The following is a 22,563-nucleotide window of genomic DNA, read 5'->3' on the forward strand; positions in this document are numbered from 1 at the left end:
GGGCGATCTGTTATAGAGATGCCGTGCCATGGCCTTTGCCGGACCTTCAGGATGAGCGTCACGACGAGGCAAATTTCCGCTCCCCACCAGGGCACTCACCTCCGAGCGAACCGAGCCATGGACGGCACCCTTGTGACAGACTGATGCGTCACCCTTGAGGATGGAACCCAGCGTGCTCGCCGCGTTGCGAGCCCGACCGCATCTCACCATTGCCAACCCATCTTCTGCCGAGCGGAAGGGTTGTGAACGGATTCGAGCGCGCGATCCCTCGCGACGCTGCATCTTGCACGGAGGAGAAACCGATGTCCGTCCGCTGGAAACCCCTGATCGTTCTCTCAGGGCTCTTCGTGACCGTGGCCCTCGGAGGGCTCGTTGCCTTCGTTCTCGTCTCCGGTCAGTCGAACGTTGAAGACGTTCTCACACAGGCCCGCTCGGCTCGTGAGGCCGGCAAGTTCGAAGAAGCGGAGATCTACTACCTCCAGGCAAATCAGATCGAATCGCGGAATTCCGAGGTCCACGCCGAGATCGCCGATTTCTACGGCGACTGGATCGCCCAGGCCGACGCCTCCAAGCGATTTCATTACCAGGGGTTACGGCTCCGGCATCTGCTTGAAGCCACCAAGTTCGATAAGGCAGCGCTCGAGCCCCGCCAGGCTCTCCTGACCGAAAGCCTGAAGGGAGACAACACCCCCGAACAGATCCACTGGGCCCGCCAGGTCATCCCGCTCGCTCCGAACGATCCCGATGCCCTGTACGTGCTGGCCATCGAAGCGCTTGATGAGGCTCCCGCGAACATCAAGGAAGCCGATCGTCTGCTCAAAGTGCTCCAGCAGGTCGCCCCCAGTCGCGATCGAACATCCTGGATCGAGGCCCGGATTGCCCAGTATTCCAAGAACACCACCGACCTTAAACGCATCCTGAAGACCGCCCTTGAGCGAGAGCCCGATGCGTCCGCCGATGAAATCGATCAGCTGAGCCGCCTCCGACTCCTCGTCGTGAACCTCGAAACCGCGGGCGATCCCGAACAACACGCCACCGCCCTCGACCGGATCCTTTCGCAGAACGAACGCATTCTTTCCCAGGACGGAATCCAGGGAACCCGGATCGTTGAGCTTCAGCGTCTCGCCCGCCGTGTCCGCGATCAGCTTCTCGAACTCGACAGCACCTCCGCAGATCAGCGTTGGGAACCTCTGGCCGAGGTCATTGATCGCGGCTTCCAGACGGCCTTGAAATCGGACGATTTCGTGGGCGTCTGGATCCACCAGGCGTATGCCGAACACCTCAACCTTCGAGGCCATCGCGTTGCCTGTCTTGAGGTCATTCAAAATGCTCTGACCCCCGAAGTGGTCAAAGACGCTTCCCTGCAAGACGAAGTCATGAGGCTTCGTGAAACCGCGATCAAGGCCGCTCTGTCCGACCCCAGCGACGCGGATCGCTTCGACAAGGCACAACCGCACATCGAAGCGTTGATCGCCGGAACCCGTCCCGAGTACCAGGGCCTCGGACACCTGTTCCAGGGGGCCATCGATCTCGAACGCTCCGGATTGACCGGCCCTCGATCGGGCTCGGCCGAAACGGATTCCACCCGACCGCTCGCCGACGCCCGGAACCACCTTCGCGACGCAACGCTCAAGCTTCCCGAGGTCGGTCTGGCCAAGGCCCTCTACGGCATTGCCCTCTTGATGTCCGGCGAGACAGCGCTCGGTCGCCAGCACCTGCTCGAAGCGCAGCGCATGGGACCTCTCGAAGCACGCTATCAGATTTGGGCCGCCTGGAGCCTGCTCGAAGCCGGCTACCCGGAGGAATCCGAACGGATCGTCAATCGGGTCGTCGAACTCGCCGACCGCGACCCGAGCATCAGCTCGCTCTCCGGAACGATCCAGTTGCTCCAGGGAGAGATCGCCCGGAGCCGGAAGTCGCCCAAGGATCTTGAGGTCGCCCGAGCCGCCTACGCGGGGTCAATCGTTGATGGCGATGAAGTTCCCCCTGCCGTCTCTCTCCGCCTTGCCGAACTCACCATCGCCCTCGACGGTCCCGAAGCCGGCCTCGCCCAACTCGACGACATGCGGCGACATGGAGGCAGCACCCCTGCCCTGGAAGCCCTGGCGGTCTCCACTCTGGTCGAGCTTGACCGAATCGATGACGCCATCACAACCCTCAAAGCCGCTCGCGAGGCCGCTCCCGACGACGCTCAGCTTGCCGTCCTTCACGCCGCCATCGCCTTGAAGCAAGATCAGCCCAACGAGGCAGACGCGCTGCTTGCCGACTTCCTGGCCGATCATCCTGACGATCTGACCGTGGCCCAGACCCGTGCTCGGATCCTCTCCGGTGTCCTCGATCGGGCCGACGAGGCTCGAACGGTCCTGACCGAGATCGGAGAACGAACAGGAGTCACCGCCCCCTTCGTTCAGCTTGCGATGATCGACCTGGCCCAGGGAGATCTTGCCGCCGCGTCGAAGACCGTTGAGATCATCCGCAATCGCTGGCCCGAGGCCTCGGCCGGTGACCTGCTCGATGCTCAGATCGCCCTCTTCGAGCGAGACTTCAACGCCGCATCCAAGCACCTTCAGGCCGCCATCGAGAAAGACCCGAGCAACAAGGTCGCCCTCTTCTGGAAAGCTCAGCTCGACAGCCGAGGCGGCGCTCCCTCCCGGGCCGCCGAGGACTTCGAGAAGCTCGTCCGCGACGGGACGATGAAGGAGCTCGGCAACGGACTCTCACTGGCCACCGCCGCCGAATGGTCGTTGGCCGCGATGGCGATGGAGAACAAGGATTTCGACAAGGCCATCGCTCGCCTTGAATCCATCGTCCAGGGTGACAACGCCGGGTCGATGGAACGGGCCGCTCGCTGGCAGATCATCGCCGCCCGATCCGAAAAGGGACAGTGGCAAGATGCCCGGAAGGAGCTGATCGCACTTCTCAATGAACCGGAATCGACCATCGACGAACGTGTCCAGGCTGCCGACTTCTTCCGCCGCAACGGCGAATCGGAAGTGGCCGAAAAGCTTGTCGACCAGGTCCTCGATCGCAAGCCGGGCCATGCCGGAGCCGTGATCATCAAGTCCTACCTGCTCAGTGAGCAGGGCAAGACGCCCGAAGCCATCGATCGCCTCCGCGCCGCCATCGAGCACGAGGAACAACCCCCGGCCGTCTACCTCATGCTCGCCGCCTTCGCAGGCGAAACCCAGACCTCCGACAACGCCTTCGCGACAATTCGTACCTCGCTGGAACAGGGTCTTGAGGCTCACCCTCAATCGATCGATCTCCTCCGATCGGTCTATGAGGTGATCCGCCGCACCGATGGCATCGATTCCGCCCTGCAGTTCGTCGAGAACCGTGTCAGCCTCGACACCGACGACGACCGCATCCAGCGCCTTCTGGTCGATCTCTACACCCGTGAGGGCCGGCTCGACGACGCAGAAACCCTCATCGAAACGATCATCGAGCGCCAGCCGAAGAACCCCCGCCTCGCCGCCGGCCTGGTGACCATTGTCAGCACCAAGGCCAGTCAGGCCGCTCGGCAGAATCGTCCAGCGGAAGAACAGGAGCTCAACACTCGTGTCTTGAAGCTTCTTGAGACCTTCCGGACCCAATTCCCCGATGACCTCCGCTTCCCTCAGGCTGAGTGCGAGCTGGCCATTCGTCAGGCCGACTACACCAAGGCCGAGGCGGTGGCCCGAGAAATCGAGGAACTCAACCCGGAATCACCCATCGGACCCCTGCTCCGGGCTCAGGTCTATCGCGATCAAGGACTCGACGAGCGAGCCATCCAGGCCTATCGCGATGCTCTTGAGAACAACCCCCTTCGCGACGACATTCGCATGGTCCTTGCTCAGCTTTTGCTCGAACTCGGCCGAACCGATGAAACGCTTGCCGAGGCGTCTCGCATTCTCGACCGCTCTCCGGGAAGGGCCGACGCAGTGCTTCTTCAGGCCTCTGCGCTTGCCTCGCAAACCGGCACCGCAGACCAGATCGAGCGGCGGCAAAGCGAGGCCGTTGCGTTGCTCGAACAGGCCATCGAGCAGAATCCGACCTTCACCAAGGCCTATCTGGAGGTCGCCCGCATCAACTACCTTCGCGGTCGAGTCGATGAGTCAATCGCGATCTTGAAGGCTGCCCGGGAAACGCTTCCCAACGACGAGCAACTCCTCTCGGGTCTGATTCGATATCTCGTCGAACCTCCTGCCGACGGCTCCGCGTCGGGCGAGGCAAACCTGGCCGAAGCGCTCCGGATTGCCGACGAGATCGGCCTGGAGAAGGCAACTGGCACTCTCTCGCTCGCGGTGGCCCTCGGTTTCCACCGTGGCGGGCGATCCGACCTGGCCAGGCCCTGGGCCGAACGGGCCGTCTCGCTGATTGACGAACCGCTGGTTCATCTGACCTACGGCGACATCCTCCTCTCGTTCGCCGAGTCTCAGCAGGATGCCGACTCGACCCGAAGCCTCTTCGAAGACGCCGTGGCCATGTACGACAAGGTGCTGTCCCACGATTCGAAGTCAATCGAGGCCGTGAACAATAAGGCGTGGATCTTGCACCGCCATCTTGGCAAGGATCAGGAAGCCCTCGACCTGATCGAAGGGTTGCTCACCCGCGTCGAGCAGCGCACCCTTCCGGGCGAGTTCTTCGATACGCTCGGCTCAATTCAACAGGCCGTCGGTCGCAACAAGGATGCAGAACAGTCTTACACCGAGGGCTTGAAGAAGTCTCCTGATCTGGCGGTCCTGAACTTCCATCTCGGTCGCCTGATCGCGGCCGACCCCGAACGTTCGGCACGAGCCAATCAGTATCTCACCCGAGCCTGGGATGCCCGCGCTCAGCTTTCGAGCGAAGATGTCTCCGAGCTGGAAACCCTGCTCAATCGCGTTGGCCACTGACGCAAACCTCAGCGTACGATCGCTGGAATGTTCCTTGCCCCCGCGTCCTCGCATTCGCTCGAGGCCGCGGGGGCAATTTTTTTCACTCAGTCTGCCGGGAGACAAACAGATTCCATTTCCTCGATCAGCCTGTCCAGTTGCTCTTCGTCGTGACTCGCGGCCAGGCTGATGCGTAACCGGGCTGTTCCTCTGGCGACGGTCGGCGGTCGAATCGCTCCCACGAGAAAGCCCGAGGCCAGCAACCGGGACGCCGCGTTCAAAGTCCGATCCACGTCTCCCAGAATGACCGGAACGATCGGCCCCTCCGACTCTGGCACCTTCAGGCCGACCGATCGCAACCCATCTCTCAATCTCCGGCCCAGTTGATGAACCCGCTCACGTCTCCAGGGTTCCTCCCGAATGATCCGGAGCGCCTCCCGAGCAGCCCCCGCCGCGGCGGGGGGCGTTGCCGTGGAATACAGCAACGTAGGGGCGTGATTGTTCAAATGATCGATCAGCCGCCGACTCCCCGCGACAAACCCACCGACCGATCCCAAGGCTTTCGATAAGGTGCCTACCCGGATCGCAACACGATCAGCCACGCCGAGGGCCGCACTTGCCCCTCGACCCTCCGGGCCGAAGACGCCGGTCCCGTGCGCCTCGTCGACCAGCAACATGGAACCAGACCGCTCGGCGATCTCGACCAGTTCCGAGAGCGGGGCCAGATCCCCGTCCATGCTGAACACCCCGTCCGTCGCAATCAGCGTCCGACGGTATCGTCCCTGATCTCGACCGATCAGATGAGCCAGTCGCTCGTGATCCCCGTGCGGGAAGATCCGCACACTCGCGCCCGAGAGACGAGCCCCCTGGATCAGGCACGAGTGATTGAGCCGATCTCCATAAACGACATCCCCCGATCCGACCAGAGCCGCAATCGTTCCCAGGTTGGCAGCGTAGCCGGTTGGGAACAGTGCCACGGCCTCCGTTCGTTCAAATGCGGCCAGATCCTCGGCCAGTCGTTGATGAGGTTCTCGCCAGCCGCACACCAGCGGAGAGGCCCCCGATCCCCAACCATACCGACGGGCCGACTCCATTCCCGCGGCGATGACACGAGGATCACTCGCCAGGCCGAGATAATCGTTCGAGCTGAGATCGACCAGCCTCTGGCCGTCCCGCTCAAGCCATCCCGGAGTGGCCGTCCCATAAGGCACGATCGACCGATGCAACCCCATTCGATTGCGATGGTCGGCGACCTCGTCAAGCCAGGCCAGCGGGTCGAAGCTCATCAAAGTGTCCTTTGGCTCCACACGGGCTCAGGAGTCATGCGACTCGAACCGTCCGGGCGCCTCAAGACCACCACCGCCAAATGCCCGCCGAACCCGAGCGAGAGTTTGAGCGCAGTCCGGATCTCCCGGAATCGACCACGAGTTGGAGTACCGTCAAGGTCGCATTGCGGGTCGGGATCGGTCAAATTCAAGGTCGGCGGCACAAACTGATCGCGGATCGACAGACAGGTAATCGCCAGCTCGGCGGCCCCTGCCCCTCCCAGCAAATGACCGATTTGCGCCTTGTTGGCGGAGCAGGAAACATGATCGGCGTGACTCCCCAGCGCGCGTCGAATCGCCTGGCATTCGAGCGGATCATTCACTCGGGTTGCTGTCCCGTGGACGTTGATGCAATCGACCTCGCCGGGCTCCACTCCCGACCGCTGAAGCGCCTCGACGATCAGGGCCGCAAGCCGCGTCGGGTCGGGGTCGAGGTTGGTGAGATGAACGGCGTCGGACCCCAGAGCTCCCCCGGCCACCTCCGCATAGGGCAAGACTCCGCGCGCACGAGCATGATCCTCCCGCTCGAGGAGAAGCACTGCCCCCCCCTCCCCGACCAGAAACCCACTGCGAGCGCGATCCCAGGGACGAACCGCAAGCCCCGGGTCGTTCTCGACCCGGGCCATCGCCCCCATCCGATCGAAGGCTCCCAGCACCAGCGGCTCCAGCGATCGATCGACCGCGCCGGCGAGGGCGAGATCACAGGCTCCTTGACGGATCAACTCGGCAGCCCGCAGCACCGCAACCACTCCCGTCGCGCACGCCGCGATTGGCGCAAGCCGAGGCCCTTGCAGCTCAAAGGCTCGCCCAATCGCTCGTGCCCCCGCGTCGGGCCAGGCATCGGTCCAGTCGCCAATCGAACCGACCAGATCTCCCAATCCTGAGCGATGCCAACGAACAAGCCGATTGAGATCCCCTTTGCTCAGACCCACCACCGTGGCGGCTCGGGTCCGATCACCTTGGAAGGTCCCGTCCTGAAGCAGCTCGGCGTCGTCGAGAGCCGCCCGAGCCTCTTGCACTCCGGGCCCTTCGTCATCAGGACTCGCGTCGAGGATTGGATACCCGGCCCAGATCCGACCCGGTCCCGCCTTCAGGGGCAACACCGTCGCTGCCGACAATCCCGACCGAAGTCCTTGCCACGATGACTGGGTGGTGGGACCGAGCCCCGATCGAAGCCCGATCCCCGAAATCACCACGCGGGGCGATCTCCTCCTCGACGACTCTGCCATGAATCGGCCACCGAATCGGCCGGCCCCCGTACTTTGGGGCTCAGCGCGGGTCGGCCTCCATCGCCTTGAGGCCGAGTTGATCAAACAACACGCGATCGGCGTCAACGTCCGGGTTCGGCGTCGTCAGCAACTTCTCTCCCGCAAAGATGGAGTTGGCTCCGGCCAGGAAGCAAAGGGCCTGCTCCGCCGGACTCATCGACAACCGCCCCGCCGACAGTCGGACCCGGGCCGTCGGCATCAGGATGCGAGCCGTTGCGATCGCCCGAACCATCGACCAGACATCGAGCTTCGCCTGATCCGCTAGTGGCGTTCCTTCCACCGGCACCAGCGCGTTGATGGGAACCGATTCGGGAGGCTCCGGTAGGTTTGCCAGCGTATGCAACAGGCTGATCCGATCCTCCTCCGACTCTCCCAGACCCAGAATCCCACCGCAGCAGACCGAGACTCCCGCGTCTCGGACGTGCTGAAGCGTCTGGAGTCGATCGGCATAGGTCCGGGTCGTGACAATCTGGTCGTAATACTCCTCGGAGGTGTCGAGATTATGGTTGTAAGCGTCGAGCCCCGCCTCTTTCAAGCGCTGGGCCTGTTCGGCGTTGAGCATGCCGAGCGTGACACAGACCTCCATGCCACCAAGCCCCTTGATCCGGCGAATCATCTCCAGAACGCGCTCGAACCGAGGTCCGTCCTTCACTTCCCGCCAGGCGGCCCCCATGCAGAATCGGGTTGATCCGTCGGCCTTGGCGGCTTCGGCCGCGGCCACCACCGCGTCCACATCCATCAAGGGCTCAGATTTCACCGGAGCTTCGTAGTGGGCCGACTGAGAGCAATAGCCGCAATCCTCCGGGCAGCCGCCCGTCTTGATCGAGAGCAAGCGGCAGACCTGAACCTCCCCGACGTTTTGGTGACGCCGATGCACGTCCGAAGCGCGAAGGATCAATTCGAGCAACGGCGCGCGGTAGATCGAGGAAACCTCGTCGATCGAGTAGCGAGGGGTCGAGGCAGTCAGCATGATTGAGTTCTTCGGCGGGTCAGGCGGAGGACGAGTCAGCCACCTTTTCAGCGTCTCAGGTGGCTCGAACACTCACGAGTCAGAATGAATAACCGGGGATCAGCGGCGGGCCGACAGACTGACGACAAACATGATGGCCAGACATCCCGCCCCGGCGGCCAGATACCCAAAGAGCGGTTTCCCCTCGCTCTCCTCGCCGGCCACGGGAACGCCAGGGTCCTGGGCGGTCGCAGCGCCAGGAGCAACCAGGCCGAGGACCATCGCCAGCATCAGTCCTCGGGCAACTCGGGTGAACAGGCTCATCGAGACGTTTCCTTCGAGGTCGAGGCCGAGCCCGAGCGTAAACCCACGGGCGTCATCGGCAACCAATCATCGAGCGGTCGGACACGTTTTCGGAAGGCCAGACGAGCCATTGCCACCGCTTTCCAGGCCGGGCCTCGAGAACGCAGGTGCGTCAGGTAATCATCCAGCCCCACCGCCCAGAACCGATAAATCCGTCCCCGAAAGGGGAATCCCCCCTCTCCTGGCGGAAGTCCGAACGCCGGAGGCCGCTCGGCATACACGAACGCCAGCACCGACTGAAACGACGGGCCGAACAGCGCCTGCCAGCGTACCAGGCCATCGAGATCATCGGTCGTGACCCAGTTCTCCCAACGGCGGCGGCCCGAAGCATTTTTACCGCGTTTGCCTTTGACTTCCACCACAAGGTTCGGACCGAGACTCGGATAAAGCAAGAAATCCGGAGATTTCAAGCCCCCCTCCGGAGCCAACGATCGCTTGGCCTCATCAATCGCCACACAGGGAACCCGTCGAGCGCGAATGTACGCCTCGAAGGCCGCCTCGTAGTGATTGGAACGATCGGCCATCGTCGTTTCACATCCTGGTCAAAGTTCCTTCCGGTCGATCGCAGGCCTTGCGGAGCGAACGGTCTTGCAGTAGATCGTGCGGCCCCGGCCCAACATCTTATCCGGCCTCGACGATTCTCGCGAGAGCTCGACGACCTCGATCGACGATTCGTCCAGAGGCCAGGACCTACCCAAGCGGCTCCCAAACCTTCGAGAGCGCCCGTTCAACGATCTCCGGTGAACGCCGATCGTCACGCGTCGCGTTGCCGAAGCTCCACAGAACCATCGTCCCGCCCGATCAGCACTCGCCCGGTCATTCCCAGGAAGAAGCCCGTCTCGACGACCCCCGGAATGGCCCGGATGAGGGTGTTCAACTCCCTCGGCTCCGCATCGAGCGAGGAGAGATCCACGTCGAGCGTGTAATTTCCGTTGTCGGTCGGGATCGGTTGCCCTTCTTGAGAGCGCAGTTCCGCCTGAAATCCCAACCGGGCCAGCTTTCGCTGAACGAGCGGCAATCCAAACGGGACCACTTCTACCGGAAGCTGCCGACAATAGCCCTGCCCCAGACGGTTGGTCAACTTCTCCTGACCGACCAGAATGATCAGGGTCCGGGACGAGGCCGCCACGATCTTCTCGCGAAGCAAGGCCCCCCCCAGTCCCTTGATCAGGTCGAGCTGGGGATCGACCGCGTCTGCCCCATCGAACGTCGCGTCAATCTCCTCCACATCACTCAGCCCGAGCAACGGGACGCCTACCTCTCGGGCAAGGGCTTCGGTCGCCCGGGACGTGGCGATCCCTCGCACGTCGAGGCCCTCGCGGACCTGCTGACCAAGCCTTCGCACAAACTCGGAAGCTGCCTGTCCGGTGCCAAGGCCAATCACCGTCCCATCGACGACCAGTTCAAGCGCCTTCTCCGCAATACTCACAACTGCGTTCCCTTGTCTGTTTCGCGGTCAATCGGCAGAGAACTGCCGAATCACCTCGCACGGATGCCCCGTTCATACGATGACAGATGCCGATCTTTCTGGCAAGCAATCCGACACCTGGCTGTTCGAGATTCCAGAGCCCCCCGTCCGATCCCTCGCCGGGCCATCCCCGATCGTTCATCAATTTCGACAATCTGCGGAACACCCGCCGGAATTGATACAATCGCTCACCCTCAATCCCCAATCCCTTTCAGACCGCGCCCCTGAGCACCAAGACCGCACGATGAACGCTCCCGCCATCATCTTTGACTTCGGCAATGTGGTTGGATATTTCGATTACGGCCGAGCCTGCGAGGCAATCGCCCAGCCTCGGGGACTGTATGGACCGGCCCTCCTTCAGGCCGCTCGTGAGGCCGGACTCAATGAACTCGTGGCCCAGTTCGAGATTGGACAGCTCAGCGCCAAGGCCTTCGCGGAATCCTGTTGCGCCTTGCTCGAACCGAGCGATGTCACCCCCGAGGAATTGATCGCCGCCTGGTCCGACATCTTCTGGCCCAACGATTCCCTCGTCCCCTTGATCCACCGCCTGCACAACGCCGGTCACCGGTTAATCCTTGGCTCCAATACCAACGAGCTACACGCCTCTCGCTTCCGCCGACAGTTCGCCGAAACGCTCTCCCGGTTCGATCACCTGATCCTCTCCTTCGAGGTCGGCCACCTGAAACCATCGTCCGGGTTCTACCGGGCCTGTGTCGAAGCGGCCGCGACCGATCCGGCCGATTGTCTCTTCATTGACGACCTGCCGGAAAATGTCGAGGGAGCCCGACAGGTCGGCCTGCAAGGCCTTTGCTACCGCGATACCCCAACCCTGGTAGCGGACCTCGTGCGCCTCGGGGTCGACTCGGCCGCCCCCTCGACCTGATTGGCGTTGCTCGTAATCCATCTCGTCACGGCGTTCGGTAGGGAGGGAATCGTGATCAATCCTGCTACATCCCGATCATCCCGTCCGATCCTCAACCGACCGCGACGATCAGCCCACCGACGGTTTGACTCGGCCGTCCCAGGCCCCACACTCCTTAGCAAGCCACGGCCCAACGGAACGTCCAGCCGCTCGGGATTGTTGCGACCACGACACCACTTGATCCCACTTCGAAAAAATCCCACGGACAGGGACTTGACTCGCCCCGGGGCACGGCGCCATGATTGGGTGAGTGCATTCATGCCATCTTCGTCCAAGCGTTTCGATCGAACCAACTGTCCCGACCTGCCCGAAGCCCCTCCAAGCCGGGGGGATGAGGTGGTCGATGACTGAAAGCGATTGGCGCGCGGGGCGGCATCACAACGCGTCGGGACCCTGGCCGAGTTCGGCCGGGACGTTGGAACACTTTGGGATCTGATCGCACCTTATCTCCGAGCATCCCCCGGGAGAAACTCCCCGTTCGTCGCGGGGCATCGTCGGCACGCCACGTGATTGTCCGGCGGACGAGTGGGGGGGCGGGACCAATTCCAGGAGTCGTTCGATGGGCAGCTTCAAGGGTGACAAGCGAAAGCCAGGCCGGAATCGTCCTCGCTCCCTCAGTGGGCTCGCTCGACGCGATATGAGCCCGGAGCGATTGGAAGAGCGGACGCTTCTCTCATCAGGGTTTATCACTCCTCAGCAAGTCACCGCGGCCGCGTTGAACGGGCCGGTCTTCGAGAACGGGGGAAAACACCTCTCCGAGCTGTACGAGGCGAGTCGGGTTGGCGGCAATGACCTGCAGCAAACCATCGCCGCGAAGTCGCAGTTCATCACCTTCCGCAATGGCCTGGTCGGGGTCGACATCTACAGCGATAAGACCGTCGGCTTCGATCGACTCTCGAAGACGCTCACCGATCTGGGCATGCAGATCGTTGCGACAGACTCCCGCAATCAGATCGTCGAAGGCTTCGTGCCGCTCAACCAGCTGGGCACCATCGCCCAGATGGCGGGCGTTCGCACCATGACCCCGATCTTTACCCCGGCGGTTCGTTCGCAAGGCTCCGCCTCGAACCAGGCCAACGAGGTGATGGGGGCCGACGTCGCCCGCTCGCAGTTCAACGTCGACGGCAGCGGCGTGACCATCGGGGTGATCTCGGATAGCGTCAGCCGCTTCCAGGGAGGTCTGGCCGACTCCATCGCGTCGGGAGACCTGCCGCCCCTGAATCGCATCAACGTTCTGCTCGACGAACAAGTCGGAGGCAACAACTCCGACGAAGGCCGGGCGATGATGGAGTTGATCTACGACATCGCTCCAGGAAGTAATTTCGCATTCCATACCGGATTCCTCGGTCCCGTCGGCTTTGCCGATGGCGTCCGCAGACTGGCTCGCGAAGCCGGCTCGGAGCTGATCGTCGACGACGTCGGACTTGCCGGCGAGCCCGTCTTCCAGCCTGGCCTGATCGCCCAGGCGATCACCGATGTCACGACCGCCGACAATGTCACCTACTTCAGCGCCGCCGGAAACGATGGCGACCAGGGGATCGAAACCAATTTCCGGGGCGTCAACGCCACGGTGAACGGTGTCGGAGCCGGCCGCTTCCTCGACTTCGATCCCGGCCCGGGGGTCTCCACGACCCTGCAGGTCACCACCAATCAGGCCAATTCTCGAGTGGTCATGTGGTGGGATGACCCCTGGTTCACCGGCGCCGCCGATACGAACCTCGACTTCTTCCTCCTCGATGCCAACGGCACGGTCGTGGCCTCGGGTGTGAACAACAACATCGGCAGCGCGACCCCTCAGGAATTTGAGGTCATTCCCGCGGCCGGTACGTACCAGCTGGCGATCCGAGTCACCGGCGGCCCCGACCCCTCTCGGGTTCGCTTCCAGACCTTCTTCGATAGCCTCACGGTCGACCAGCAATTCGGCAACGCCGGAGCGACCACCTACCCGACGACCTTCGGCCACCCCGCGCACACCGATACGATCGGGGTTGGTGCGGTCAACTTCTTTGATGCGCCGCCGTTCTCGACGCAGACTCCGACCCCAACGGCCAACTTCACGTCAGTCGGCCCAGTCCTCTACTTCTTCGATGCAGCGAGCAATCGACTTCCTCAATCGCAATTGCTCCTGAAGCCGGACGTTGCCGGTCCGCAAGGAACGAATACCAGCTTCTTCGGCAGCGACATTCCGCAGGATCCCGACACCAACCCGAACTTCTTCGGCACCTCGGCCGCTGCTCCGAACGTGACCGGTGTCGCGGCCTTAATGAAGCAGCTCAACCCTTCGTCTCGTCCCGCTGATATTCGCCAGGCCCTGGTCAACACCGCCTCCCCGGTCAACGGCACTCCAGCCCGTGCCTGGGACAACCGGGGTGGATTTGGTCTGGTCGATGCCGTTGACGCCATGACGGCGATCGACCAGCTCCGAGTCGTCGCATCGACCCCGGCCAACGTGGCCGTGCTTCCGTCGGCTCCCACGTTCGTCGAACTCGAATTCTCGAAAGCGATCGATCCCTCGAGCTTGCAGGCGTCCGACCTGACTTTCCCCGTTGCTCCGAACGGGGTGACCATCAGCGTGGGAACGCCGGTCGTGATCAACCCGATCACCGTTCGGTTCCCGATCACGCTGAACGTCGCGTCCCCCGATGTCCAGGTCAACGGAACCTACGTCTTCCGCCTGGCCGACAACGCCATCAACGCGCAGGACGGCAGCGAGCTGATCGGCCTCGACCGGGCCTTCTCGATCAACGACGTGACCGCCCCTCGCGTCACCAACACGATCCTTCAGGGTCGAATCCTCGTCGTTCAGTTCAGCGAGGCCATGCGAGCCTCGACCATCAACAAGGGCACCGTCCAGCTCATCCGGACCGGCGGAAGCGGCCAGTTCGGTAATCCCTCGAACGTCGTCGTCACCGACGATCCCCGGGCGCTCTTCTTCTACGACGCTCAGTCCAACCGGGCGATTTACGACCTCCGGGCCCTGCCGCAGACGGTGATGCCCTCCGACATCTATGCCCTGGTCGTCAGCGACCAGGCACGCGACGCGACCGGCCTTCGCCTCGATGGCAACTTCACCGGACAGTTCCCGTCCGGCGATGGGGTTGCGGGCGGCTCTTTCGTCCAGAACCTCGGCGGTCGGCTGGTGACGGCTCCCCAGATTGTGGAGTTCGGCCTCAGTGCGTCGTCCGACACGGGTCTTCCGAGTGATCGCAACACCAACCAGATCCGACCGACCTTCACCGGCTTCGTCGCGGCTCAGTTCCCGGCCACCAACGCCGGTCTTCAGGTCGCCGTTCAGTTCATCCAGGATCGTCCCGGCGGCTTCGACCTCGATGTCGGACCCAACGGCGAAGGCTTTGTCGGCACCCCCGACCTGATCGTCACCACCGACTCCGCCGGCTTCTTCTCGTTCCAGGCCCCGGAAGACCTTCGGGAAGGCTTCCACCAGGTCCGAATTGTGGTCGTGGGCGAGGTGGAATGGCCACCGGCCGAAGGGAAGGCCAGCCGCGCCGAGCTGTCCTTCCGGGTCGATACCAACGGGCCGCTGGTCACGGCCAGCTCCATCCCGATGGACTCCCGGATCTCGAACCTTCGAAACATCACGCTCAACTTCTCGGATCCGATCAATCCGACCGACCCGAGCGATCCGCTCGCGGTCCCGGTTCAGCTCGACATCCCGGCACTCGATCCCCGAACCGCCGAGAACCTCGGGAACTATTCGCTCATCAACCTCGGTCCCGACCGTCGCTGGGGAACCTCGGACGACATCGACCTGTCCGATTTCATCCAGAGTGCGACGTTCACTTCGACCACCAATCGAACCGTCTCGACCGATCCCTACACCGCTCAGGTGGATCTGACCTTCTCTGACGGGCTTCCTGAAGGTCGGTATGCACTCGTTGCACGGACTCAGGGCTTCGGCTTCTCCGGGATTCGAGACGCCTCGGGCAACCCGCTCGATAACAACACGGCCCAGGCCGGCAATCAGAGCTTCTTCACCTACTTCGAGCTGCAACCGGAAGCCACCTTCATCAGCGGCTTCAAGGCGTTCAGCCCATCGGCCATCACCCCCGGCACGACGGCCGAGAGTGGCCCCAGGGCCTTCTACGAGGTTCCGGTCCCCGGCTTCACGCCTCGAGCCGAAGCGCCGCCGACGATGTTCCACATCGATTTCTCGAACAGCCTGGAGGTTCGAGACTACACCAACGCGGTCCAACTGATCCGCTCGGCTGATTCCGCCGTGGCCGACGCCGACGGCGACTTCGGGCTGAATGGGTCCACCGGCTTCACCACGGTTTCCGGCCTCACGGTCGAGCTGACCAACTCGATTTCTGGAGCCACTCCCGGCCAGCCGGGCTTCCAAAACCGCCTGGTCGTGCGGCTGCCGCAGGGTCAAACCCTCGAGCCCGATTACTACCGCATTGTCTTGCCGAACACCGGCAGCGAAGAAATCAAGGACGTCTTCGGCAATCATGCCGACCTCGAATTCCTCGGGAATCAGAAGCCCACGGGCACTGACTTCGAGGTCTTCATGCCCGATGGAACCTACCGAGACGGCCTCACCGGCGACGGTGTCGACGGTGGCACGTTCGTCACCGGGTTCGCCGTGGTTCCCGGTCAGCGTCTCGGCTCCGATGGTCGGGTCCGCGGGAACATCATCTACACCCGCCCCGACTACCAGGACGATCCGTTCCTCTCGACCGACGATCCCGACGGCAGCATGCAGCGTCCCTTCGCAACCCTGCTGCCCGAGGCCGAGGCGAATAGCCTCAACGGGGGCGATCTGAACTCGGCCGCCAACTTCGGCACCGGCTTCAACCAGTTGCTCGACCGGAACGCCAACCGCCGGTTCGACCGCTCCGCCTTCTTCGAGGCCGAGCAGAACCGCGCAGAGGGACCGGTCGTGATCGTGGCCCTGCCCGGCATTCCTCGGCCTGGCACCGGTGACTTCCAGACGACTCAGGAGACGTTCGTCATTGCTCCTCCGGCCGGGATCGACCCGACCATTCCGGAAGGCAATGCCAGCGGATCAGTGCCGGAGATGACCACTCTGGTCTTCAATCCCGGCTCGGCCCTGAAGATGTTCAACGCCTCCCTCTTCGTTCAGAATCAGGGGTCGGCGCTCCAGCTCCGAGGTGGATCAAATCCGGGCGAAACCGTCCTCATCACCTCGTTCCTCGACGACACGGTCGGTGGCGACACCAACCGCGACCGAACCAACACCACCCCTCGCGGTGGCGACTGGGGCGGCATCGTCTTCCGGAACTACGACGACGTTTCCAACGGTCGAGCCGCGCTCCCCGCTCAGTTCCCGGTCGATGGCAAGCTTGGCCTGTCGGGCGCCTCGGACGTCATGTCCTTGATCAACCACGCGAACATTCGGTTCGGTGGTGGTGCGGTCCCGCAGACGATCGGCACGCGGTACGACACGATCACCCTCTTCAACAGTCGGCCGACGATCACCAACACGGTCGTTTCCGACAGTCAGGGAGCCGGTGGTTCCCAGGCCGCCATCTCGGCCGACCTCGACTCGCTCCGGGAAGACGCGATCGCTCGCGGCCCTCTGATCCGCCGCGTCGAGTTCGTCGAGAACTCGATCAACGGTATCCTGCTTCGGCCTGCCGTGGGAACGCTCCAGGCCCAGGAAACCGACGCGCAGTTCTTCCCGAACAATCCGTCATCGCAAGGTGGGGTCCGGAACTTCGTCATCGACGACCCGATTCCCTACGTCTTGAACTCTCAGGTCATCATCGGCCAGCGGCTGAACACAATCACCGGAGGCATTCAGGGCGGGATCGGCAGTCGACTCTATGTCCAGCCGGGCATGCTGATCAAATCCAGCCCTGGCTCGTCGATCGCCGTTGCCAGCACCAACGCCAGCCTGAACATCGGCGACCGAGCCTACATCTCCCAGTTCGACGCCAACCCAAGCTTCGGTCCCAACAGCCCGAACTTCCGGCCGAGTGACCTGGGTGACGCCAAGCCCCTGTTCACCACGCTGTTCGACGACGCAGCCGAAACCTTCTTCTTCGACCCGACCACCGGTGTTCGTCGCACGATCGTGCCGGCCAATGCCACCGACGGCAACTCCAACAATCCGCAGCCCTCGCCGGGGAACATCCCCTCGTCGCTCCGCTGGGGCAACATCTCTGTCACCCCCGGTGCCCGAGCGGTCATCGACGAGGCTGAGTTCCGCTTCGGTGGCGGCCGGATTATCGTCCCCGAAGGCGGCCTGGGGAACCGTCAGGTGCTCAACCTGTCGGGCTTCGGTGCGGGGGCCTTCGTCTCGGTCACGAACAACGACTTCTACGACAACTTCGACGTCCCGATCCTCGTCTCGCCGAACCAGTTGCTCGCCGCCGATCCGACCCGGCCGCTGCTGTCGGGCAACCCGTTCTTCCGCGGCAACGTGATGGAGCGAAACTCCATCAACGGCCTGGGGATCAGCACCGGTGGGTTCGTGATCCCTCCCGTGAATTTCCAGGGAGATTTCTACGCCGAAACCGTTCCGTTCAACGGCAACTCCCCGAACCTGACCGTCGACTCGGTCTGGGACGACACCGACATCGTCCACGTTCTTCGCGGAACCGTGATCCTCGCTGGCTGGCACAACAGCGGCTTTGGCTCCAAGCCGGTCCCGAGTTCCACCACCTTCGAGGATGAACTCGATCCCGCCGTCTCGTTGACCCTCCAGAGCGCCTTGCCCGATACGCTGCTAAGCAACGGCGAGCGGATCGCCCGCCCCGGCGAGGAACTGGTTGTCAAACTGTTCAACGACACGCCGATCGGCAACCCCGGCCCCGGCGACGCGATCGACCCTGCTCTGAGCATGCAGACGCCCAACGTCACGGGCAATCTCTTCGGCGCCGGCTTCAACGTCGGCTACGATGACGGCGCCGACCCCGACCAGCCCAGCCCGACCGTTGATCCCGGCTATGGCAGCCAGATCCGCATCGTCGGCATCGGTTCCAACGAATCGACCGGTCAGCAGCGGGTCCCCGTCGTCATCACCTCGTTGCGAGACAACACCGCCGGACCGGTCGTCCGCGGGGTTGACCAGTCCGATACCTGGTTTGCCGACTTCCGCGGCCGTAACATCCCGCTCGACACGCCGGCCCCCGGCGACGGTGGGATGATCGGCATCGGTGGCGGCAGCCTGTTCGACTACAACCTCTTCGACCCCCGCAACGGCAGTCTCATCGACAACGCCGACATCCGATACCTCCACCGGATCGAGTTCCAGGCCGGCGGGATCGTCGACGCCTTCGACCTCGACGACAGCGACGCGATCGACCTCGCCGACCAACTCCGCTTCCAGAAGCTCGGCCTCGATCCGGCCACGCAGTACAACGCTCAGCATGGCTGGACGGTCTCGAACTCCAACCTGTCGAGCTTCCGCGATGCCGGTATCCTCGCCGATCAGGGCTTCGACCTCATCGCCCGCGAGCTCACCGATATCGGAGGAAATCTCACTGCTGGTTTCCCGGCCCGCATCAGCGGCCAGAGGGGCCAGCCGGTCAACCTGTTCCTGGTCAACAACACCATCGCCAACATGCCGGTGGGCGTCCGCGTCAACGCGACCACTGGCAACAACGACACCTCGCAGTCTCCGACCCAGATCGTGATGCTGCACAACACCTTCTACAACAACGGTGTTGGTTTCCGTGCTGAAGCTCCGGCCTATGCCGGTGGCCCTCCTCCCAACAGCCTGTCGCATGTCTACTTCTTCGGGATGAACAACATCTTCGATGGAGGGACGATCGGCAGTCAGGCCGGAGCCGCGGCCGTTCGAACCAATGGTATGGTCGGTGGCAGCGAACTGCTGTTCAACGTCTTCCACAACTACACCACGAACGTCGAGATCAATAACCCCGCGATCGCCGGCTTCGGCTTCCTGGGGAACAACAACCCGATCTTCGGCGATCCGCGGTTCCTCGATCCTCAGAACGGGAACTTCTTCCTTCAGCCCGGTTCGGTCGCCATCGACGCCGCGATCAGCGAAATCGGTCCGCTGGCCATTGGCAACATGCTCCGACCGGTTTCCAACCAGGTGCTCGACGCCTCGGGCGGAATCCGGAACACTACCGGACGCACCAACCCGTTCGGGAGCCTGGGCAGTCCCTCCTCGACCCTCGATGTCATCACCTTGCCCGGCACTCCCGGTCGAGGATTCGTCGACCAGTTCATTCCGGTCTTGCAGGGGACTCCCGGCGGTGTCATCGGACCGGCGTCCAGTGCCGCCACCTTCGCCTTCCGCCCACTCGGTGGCGAACGCGACCTGGAAGGCTTCCTCCGGATCGACGATCCGAACACGCCGAACCTCGGCTTCGGCAGCCGGCCATACTTCGACATCGGTGCCCGAGAGTTCCGCATCTTCAACCCGCCGATCGTCACCAACCAGGGGGCGACGGATGTCAATGGAGACGGGGTCGGTGACGGCGTCACGGCCACGATCATCGATCCGACCACCGGCAACCCGCAAGACATCAGCATCTACATCCCTGGTGGTGTTGCCGGTGTCAACCAGTCGCCGCAGACCCTCAGCTTCCAGATCAACAAGGATCTGGACCCGCAGACGGTCAACAGCCAGACGGTCCTGCTTCAGGCCTCCGGTGGCGACGGCATCTTTGGCAACGCCAACAGCCCGGCCGACCGCACCATCCCGCTCTCGGGCCTGGTGAGCTTCGACCCGACCACCAACCGCCTGGTCGTCGAACTGGCCTCGGCCAACCTCCTGCTGTCCAACGATCTCTACCAAATCACGCTCGTCGGCACCGGCGGCAATGTGATCCGAGATCGACAGGGCAATGCCCTCGACGGCGAAAACCTCGCCACCAACGGGCTGCCCGGCCCCTTGCCCTCCGGTGACGGCTTCCCGGGCGGCAACTTCATCCTGCCGTTCACGATCGACACGAGGGCGCCGGAAGTCGTTCCGGGCACCTTCCGCCTCGATCCGACGAACGACCCGACCTTCCCGGTCGGCATCACCAACGTCGACATGCCGACCTTCGTTGGCCGGATCACCGACCTGTTCCCGCCGGTCAACCCGCTGGTCAACCAGACGGTGGTGCTCGATGTCGACAGCAACGGCGACGGTGTCTTCGACCTGATCGGCATCGGCCAGGCCATCACCGACGCCAACGGCAACTTCGTCATCACGGCCAACCAGTCGTTGCCCGATAGCCCGTTCAACGTCGGCCCCGACGGAATCTTCGGCACCGCCGACGATACCGGCTACAGCCGAGCCCGCGTCCGGGTCACCGATGTTTCCGGCAACGAGTCGGACCCGAACGACCCGAACGCCACCATCCGGTTCGTGCTCGACACCCGCTCGCCCGAGCTTCTTTCGACCACCCCGGCGGATGGCTCTCAGGTCAGCAGCGGAGGCTTCCAGGTCTCCTTCACCGCCGACGAGAACCTCTTGCTCTCCAGCCTCACGGCTCCGGGTTCCATCCAGGTCGTGGGCGCCGGGCAGGACGGTGTCTTCGGCACCGGAGACGACCGCACCGCCAATGTCGTCCTCTCGTCGCTGAACATCGCGTACCTCGCCACGGCACCGAGCGGCCCGGTTCGGGTCAGCTTCAACGTGACCGGCGCGGATGTCAACGACATCTACCGGGTCACCGTCAACCCCTCGGTCACCGACCGGGCCGGGAACTCCATCGAGGACGGCGGCTTCAGCATCGACATCGTCGTCTTCACTCCCGGTCAGGAACGGTTGCTGTTCGTTGGACCGTCGGGCTCGTTCAACCCGACCGGCTCCCGCAACAATCCGTTCCCGACCATCGCCGCCGGCCTGGCCGCGGCGACCGTGGGCGACACCGTGGCGGTCTTGCCCGGCACCTACAACGAGGCGGTCACGCTCAAGTCGCTCGTCCGTCTGGTGTCGGCCGACCTCTCCAGCACCGACAGCAACGTCGTCCCCGGTCGGGCTCAGGCCACGATCATCCGAGCTCCGTTGAATCCGAACGGGCCGGAAGTCACGGTGACCGGCTCCGACCTGATCGGCCTCGGTGGCGACGTCGATACCGAGCTTCGTGGCTTCGCCATCGTCGCTCCGCTGTCGAACGTCAGCACCGGGCAGCTTCAGGAAGACTCGACCGGCCTCTTGCTGCTCAACTCCGGCGGCCTGTTCCACCGGAACATCATCATCAACGGTGGTCGCGGCATCGACATCACGCCTCGATCCTCGGGCGACAACGCCCGGATCGAAAGCAACGTCATCGTCGGCAACCGCACCGGCCTGGTCATCATGGACGGCGACAACACCGACCCGATCGATCCGGTTCAGGTGACCAACAATACCTTCGCCTTGAACAACGGCGGCATGGTGGTCTACGACGCCGCCCTGAACACCGGCTCGATCGTGCTGACCGATGTTGCCAACAACATCTTCTGGCAGAACAATGACCGCACGCCGGGTGCCACCGACTCCCACCTTGCCGTCTACCCGCCGGTCGCCCAGGTCCGCGGCAATATGTTCGGCTCGAACCCGAACAACCCGCTCCTCGGCTTCCCGGTGGGTGCGATCAGCACCACGCCGAACCCGACGGCCGCCTTCAACTACATCGGTGAGCCGGCCTTCATCGCGGCCCGAGACCCGAGGCCCGGATTCGACGGCCCGACCGTCACCCTGCTCGACGGCAACTTCGGCCTGACCCCGTCCTCGGCCGCCATCGACGCGGCCCTCGGACAGGTCGCCCCCACCCTCGACTTCCTCGGTCGAGCCCGGGTCGATGTGCCCAATCGCGGCTTCGTCAACCTCGGGCCGGCGGATGTGGGAGCCTATGAGTTCCAGCCGTCCAGCCAGGTGATCATCCCCGGCTTCCCGGGCATTCCGGGATCGCCGATCTCCCCGACCCCGACCCCGACCCCGCCCGGCACGATCCTCTTCGGAACTCCGGGAGCCGCCTCGCCGAGCGAACCGGGATCGCCGGTCAACGTCGGACCTAACAACCCCGCCGTCACGTTCCAGCCCGGAACCGGCGTCGGTCGGGCCGCTCAGACTTCCGGCACCTCGCAAGCGACCGCCGGGCAGGCCCGCCGCGATCGAGACGCCCTGCGAGGTCTCCTCACCGGCAAGCAGACCAAGGTCGCGGAAACCGCTCCGCAAGGCAAGCGAGCCTGGCACGACCTGATCTCGTTGACCCGCTTCCGCCGCGGCAACTGATCTCGCTTCGCCACCCCGTCAACACTCAGGCGAGCGGTCCCTCGGGACCGCTCGCCTTTTTGTTGTTCCGGAGCTGGAGCAACGACACCCGCGATCGCCGATTGCCGGCGTTCCCTCGCGCGTCATTCTCACACGCTCTTCCCAACCGAAAACCCCGCTCCCGCGCCCGATGGGTCCACCCACTCATCCGAGTCTGGGGAGACAGCCAGGAGAAGGGGCTTCTCTCACACAGTCAAACACCGCTCAAC

General features: G+C 63.6%; 9 protein-coding genes. 3 read left to right on the plus strand and 6 right to left on the minus strand.

All coding sequences use genetic code 11. The features are described 5' to 3' along the window. The first annotated feature begins 302 nt into the window (after positions 1-302). Positions 303-4,874 carry a tetratricopeptide repeat protein gene (locus tag GA615_RS07195; RefSeq protein WP_152050594.1) on the plus strand — a complete coding sequence of 1,524 codons (4,572 nt, stop codon included), beginning with the start codon at positions 303-305 and terminating at the stop codon, positions 4,872-4,874. A gap of 86 nt (positions 4,875-4,960) precedes the next feature. Here GA615_RS07195 and bioF read toward each other — a convergent pair whose 3' ends face one another. The 6 genes from bioF to rpiA all read right to left on the minus strand — a co-directional run bounded on the left by bioF (position 4,961) and on the right by rpiA (position 10,187). Next, positions 4,961-6,139: an 8-amino-7-oxononanoate synthase gene (gene bioF, locus GA615_RS07200; protein WP_152050595.1), complete on the minus strand. Its 1,179-nt coding sequence runs from the start codon at positions 6,137-6,139 to the stop codon at positions 4,961-4,963. Beyond that, positions 6,139-7,374 carry a beta-ketoacyl-[acyl-carrier-protein] synthase family protein gene (locus GA615_RS07205; RefSeq protein WP_235905174.1) on the minus strand — a complete coding sequence of 412 codons (1,236 nt, stop codon included), beginning with the start codon at positions 7,372-7,374 and terminating at the stop codon, positions 6,139-6,141. Before GA615_RS07205 ends, bioF begins: the two co-directional genes overlap by 1 nt. Positions 7,375-7,447: 73 nt before the next feature. Then, on the minus strand, positions 7,448-8,416 hold the full coding sequence (gene bioB / locus GA615_RS07210; RefSeq protein WP_152050597.1) for a biotin synthase BioB: 969 nt from the start codon (positions 8,414-8,416) through the stop codon (positions 7,448-7,450). Positions 8,417-8,515: 99 nt separating this feature from the next. Further along, positions 8,516-8,719, minus strand: a complete 204-nt coding sequence (locus tag GA615_RS07215; protein ID WP_152050598.1) for a hypothetical protein — start codon at positions 8,717-8,719, stop codon at positions 8,516-8,518. Beyond that, positions 8,716-9,282, minus strand: coding sequence for an HYExAFE family protein (locus GA615_RS07220; RefSeq protein ID WP_152050599.1), 567 nt, complete (start codon positions 9,280-9,282; stop codon positions 8,716-8,718). The genes GA615_RS07215 and GA615_RS07220 overlap by 4 nt, the downstream gene beginning before the upstream one ends. A gap of 230 nt (positions 9,283-9,512) precedes the next feature. Further along, positions 9,513-10,187 (minus strand): ribose-5-phosphate isomerase RpiA, encoded by a 675-nt coding sequence (rpiA, locus tag GA615_RS07225; RefSeq protein WP_201750124.1) that lies wholly within the window; start codon positions 10,185-10,187, stop codon positions 9,513-9,515. A 283-nt stretch (positions 10,188-10,470) separates the two neighbouring features. Here rpiA and GA615_RS07230 point away from each other — a divergent pair, with 283 nt between their 5' ends. Continuing rightward, positions 10,471-11,109 (plus strand): HAD family hydrolase, encoded by a 639-nt coding sequence (locus tag GA615_RS07230; RefSeq protein WP_152050600.1) that lies wholly within the window; start codon positions 10,471-10,473, stop codon positions 11,107-11,109. 598 nt (positions 11,110-11,707) lie between these two features. Continuing rightward, the gene (locus GA615_RS07235) at positions 11,708-22,315 is read left to right on the plus strand and encodes a S8 family serine peptidase (RefSeq protein WP_152050601.1); all 10,608 of its coding nucleotides are present in this window, start codon (positions 11,708-11,710) and stop codon (positions 22,313-22,315) included. Positions 22,316-22,563: the final 248 nt, after the last annotated feature.

The organism is Tautonia marina (assembly GCF_009177065.1).
GTDB lineage: Bacteria > Planctomycetota > Planctomycetia > Isosphaerales > Isosphaeraceae > Tautonia > Tautonia marina.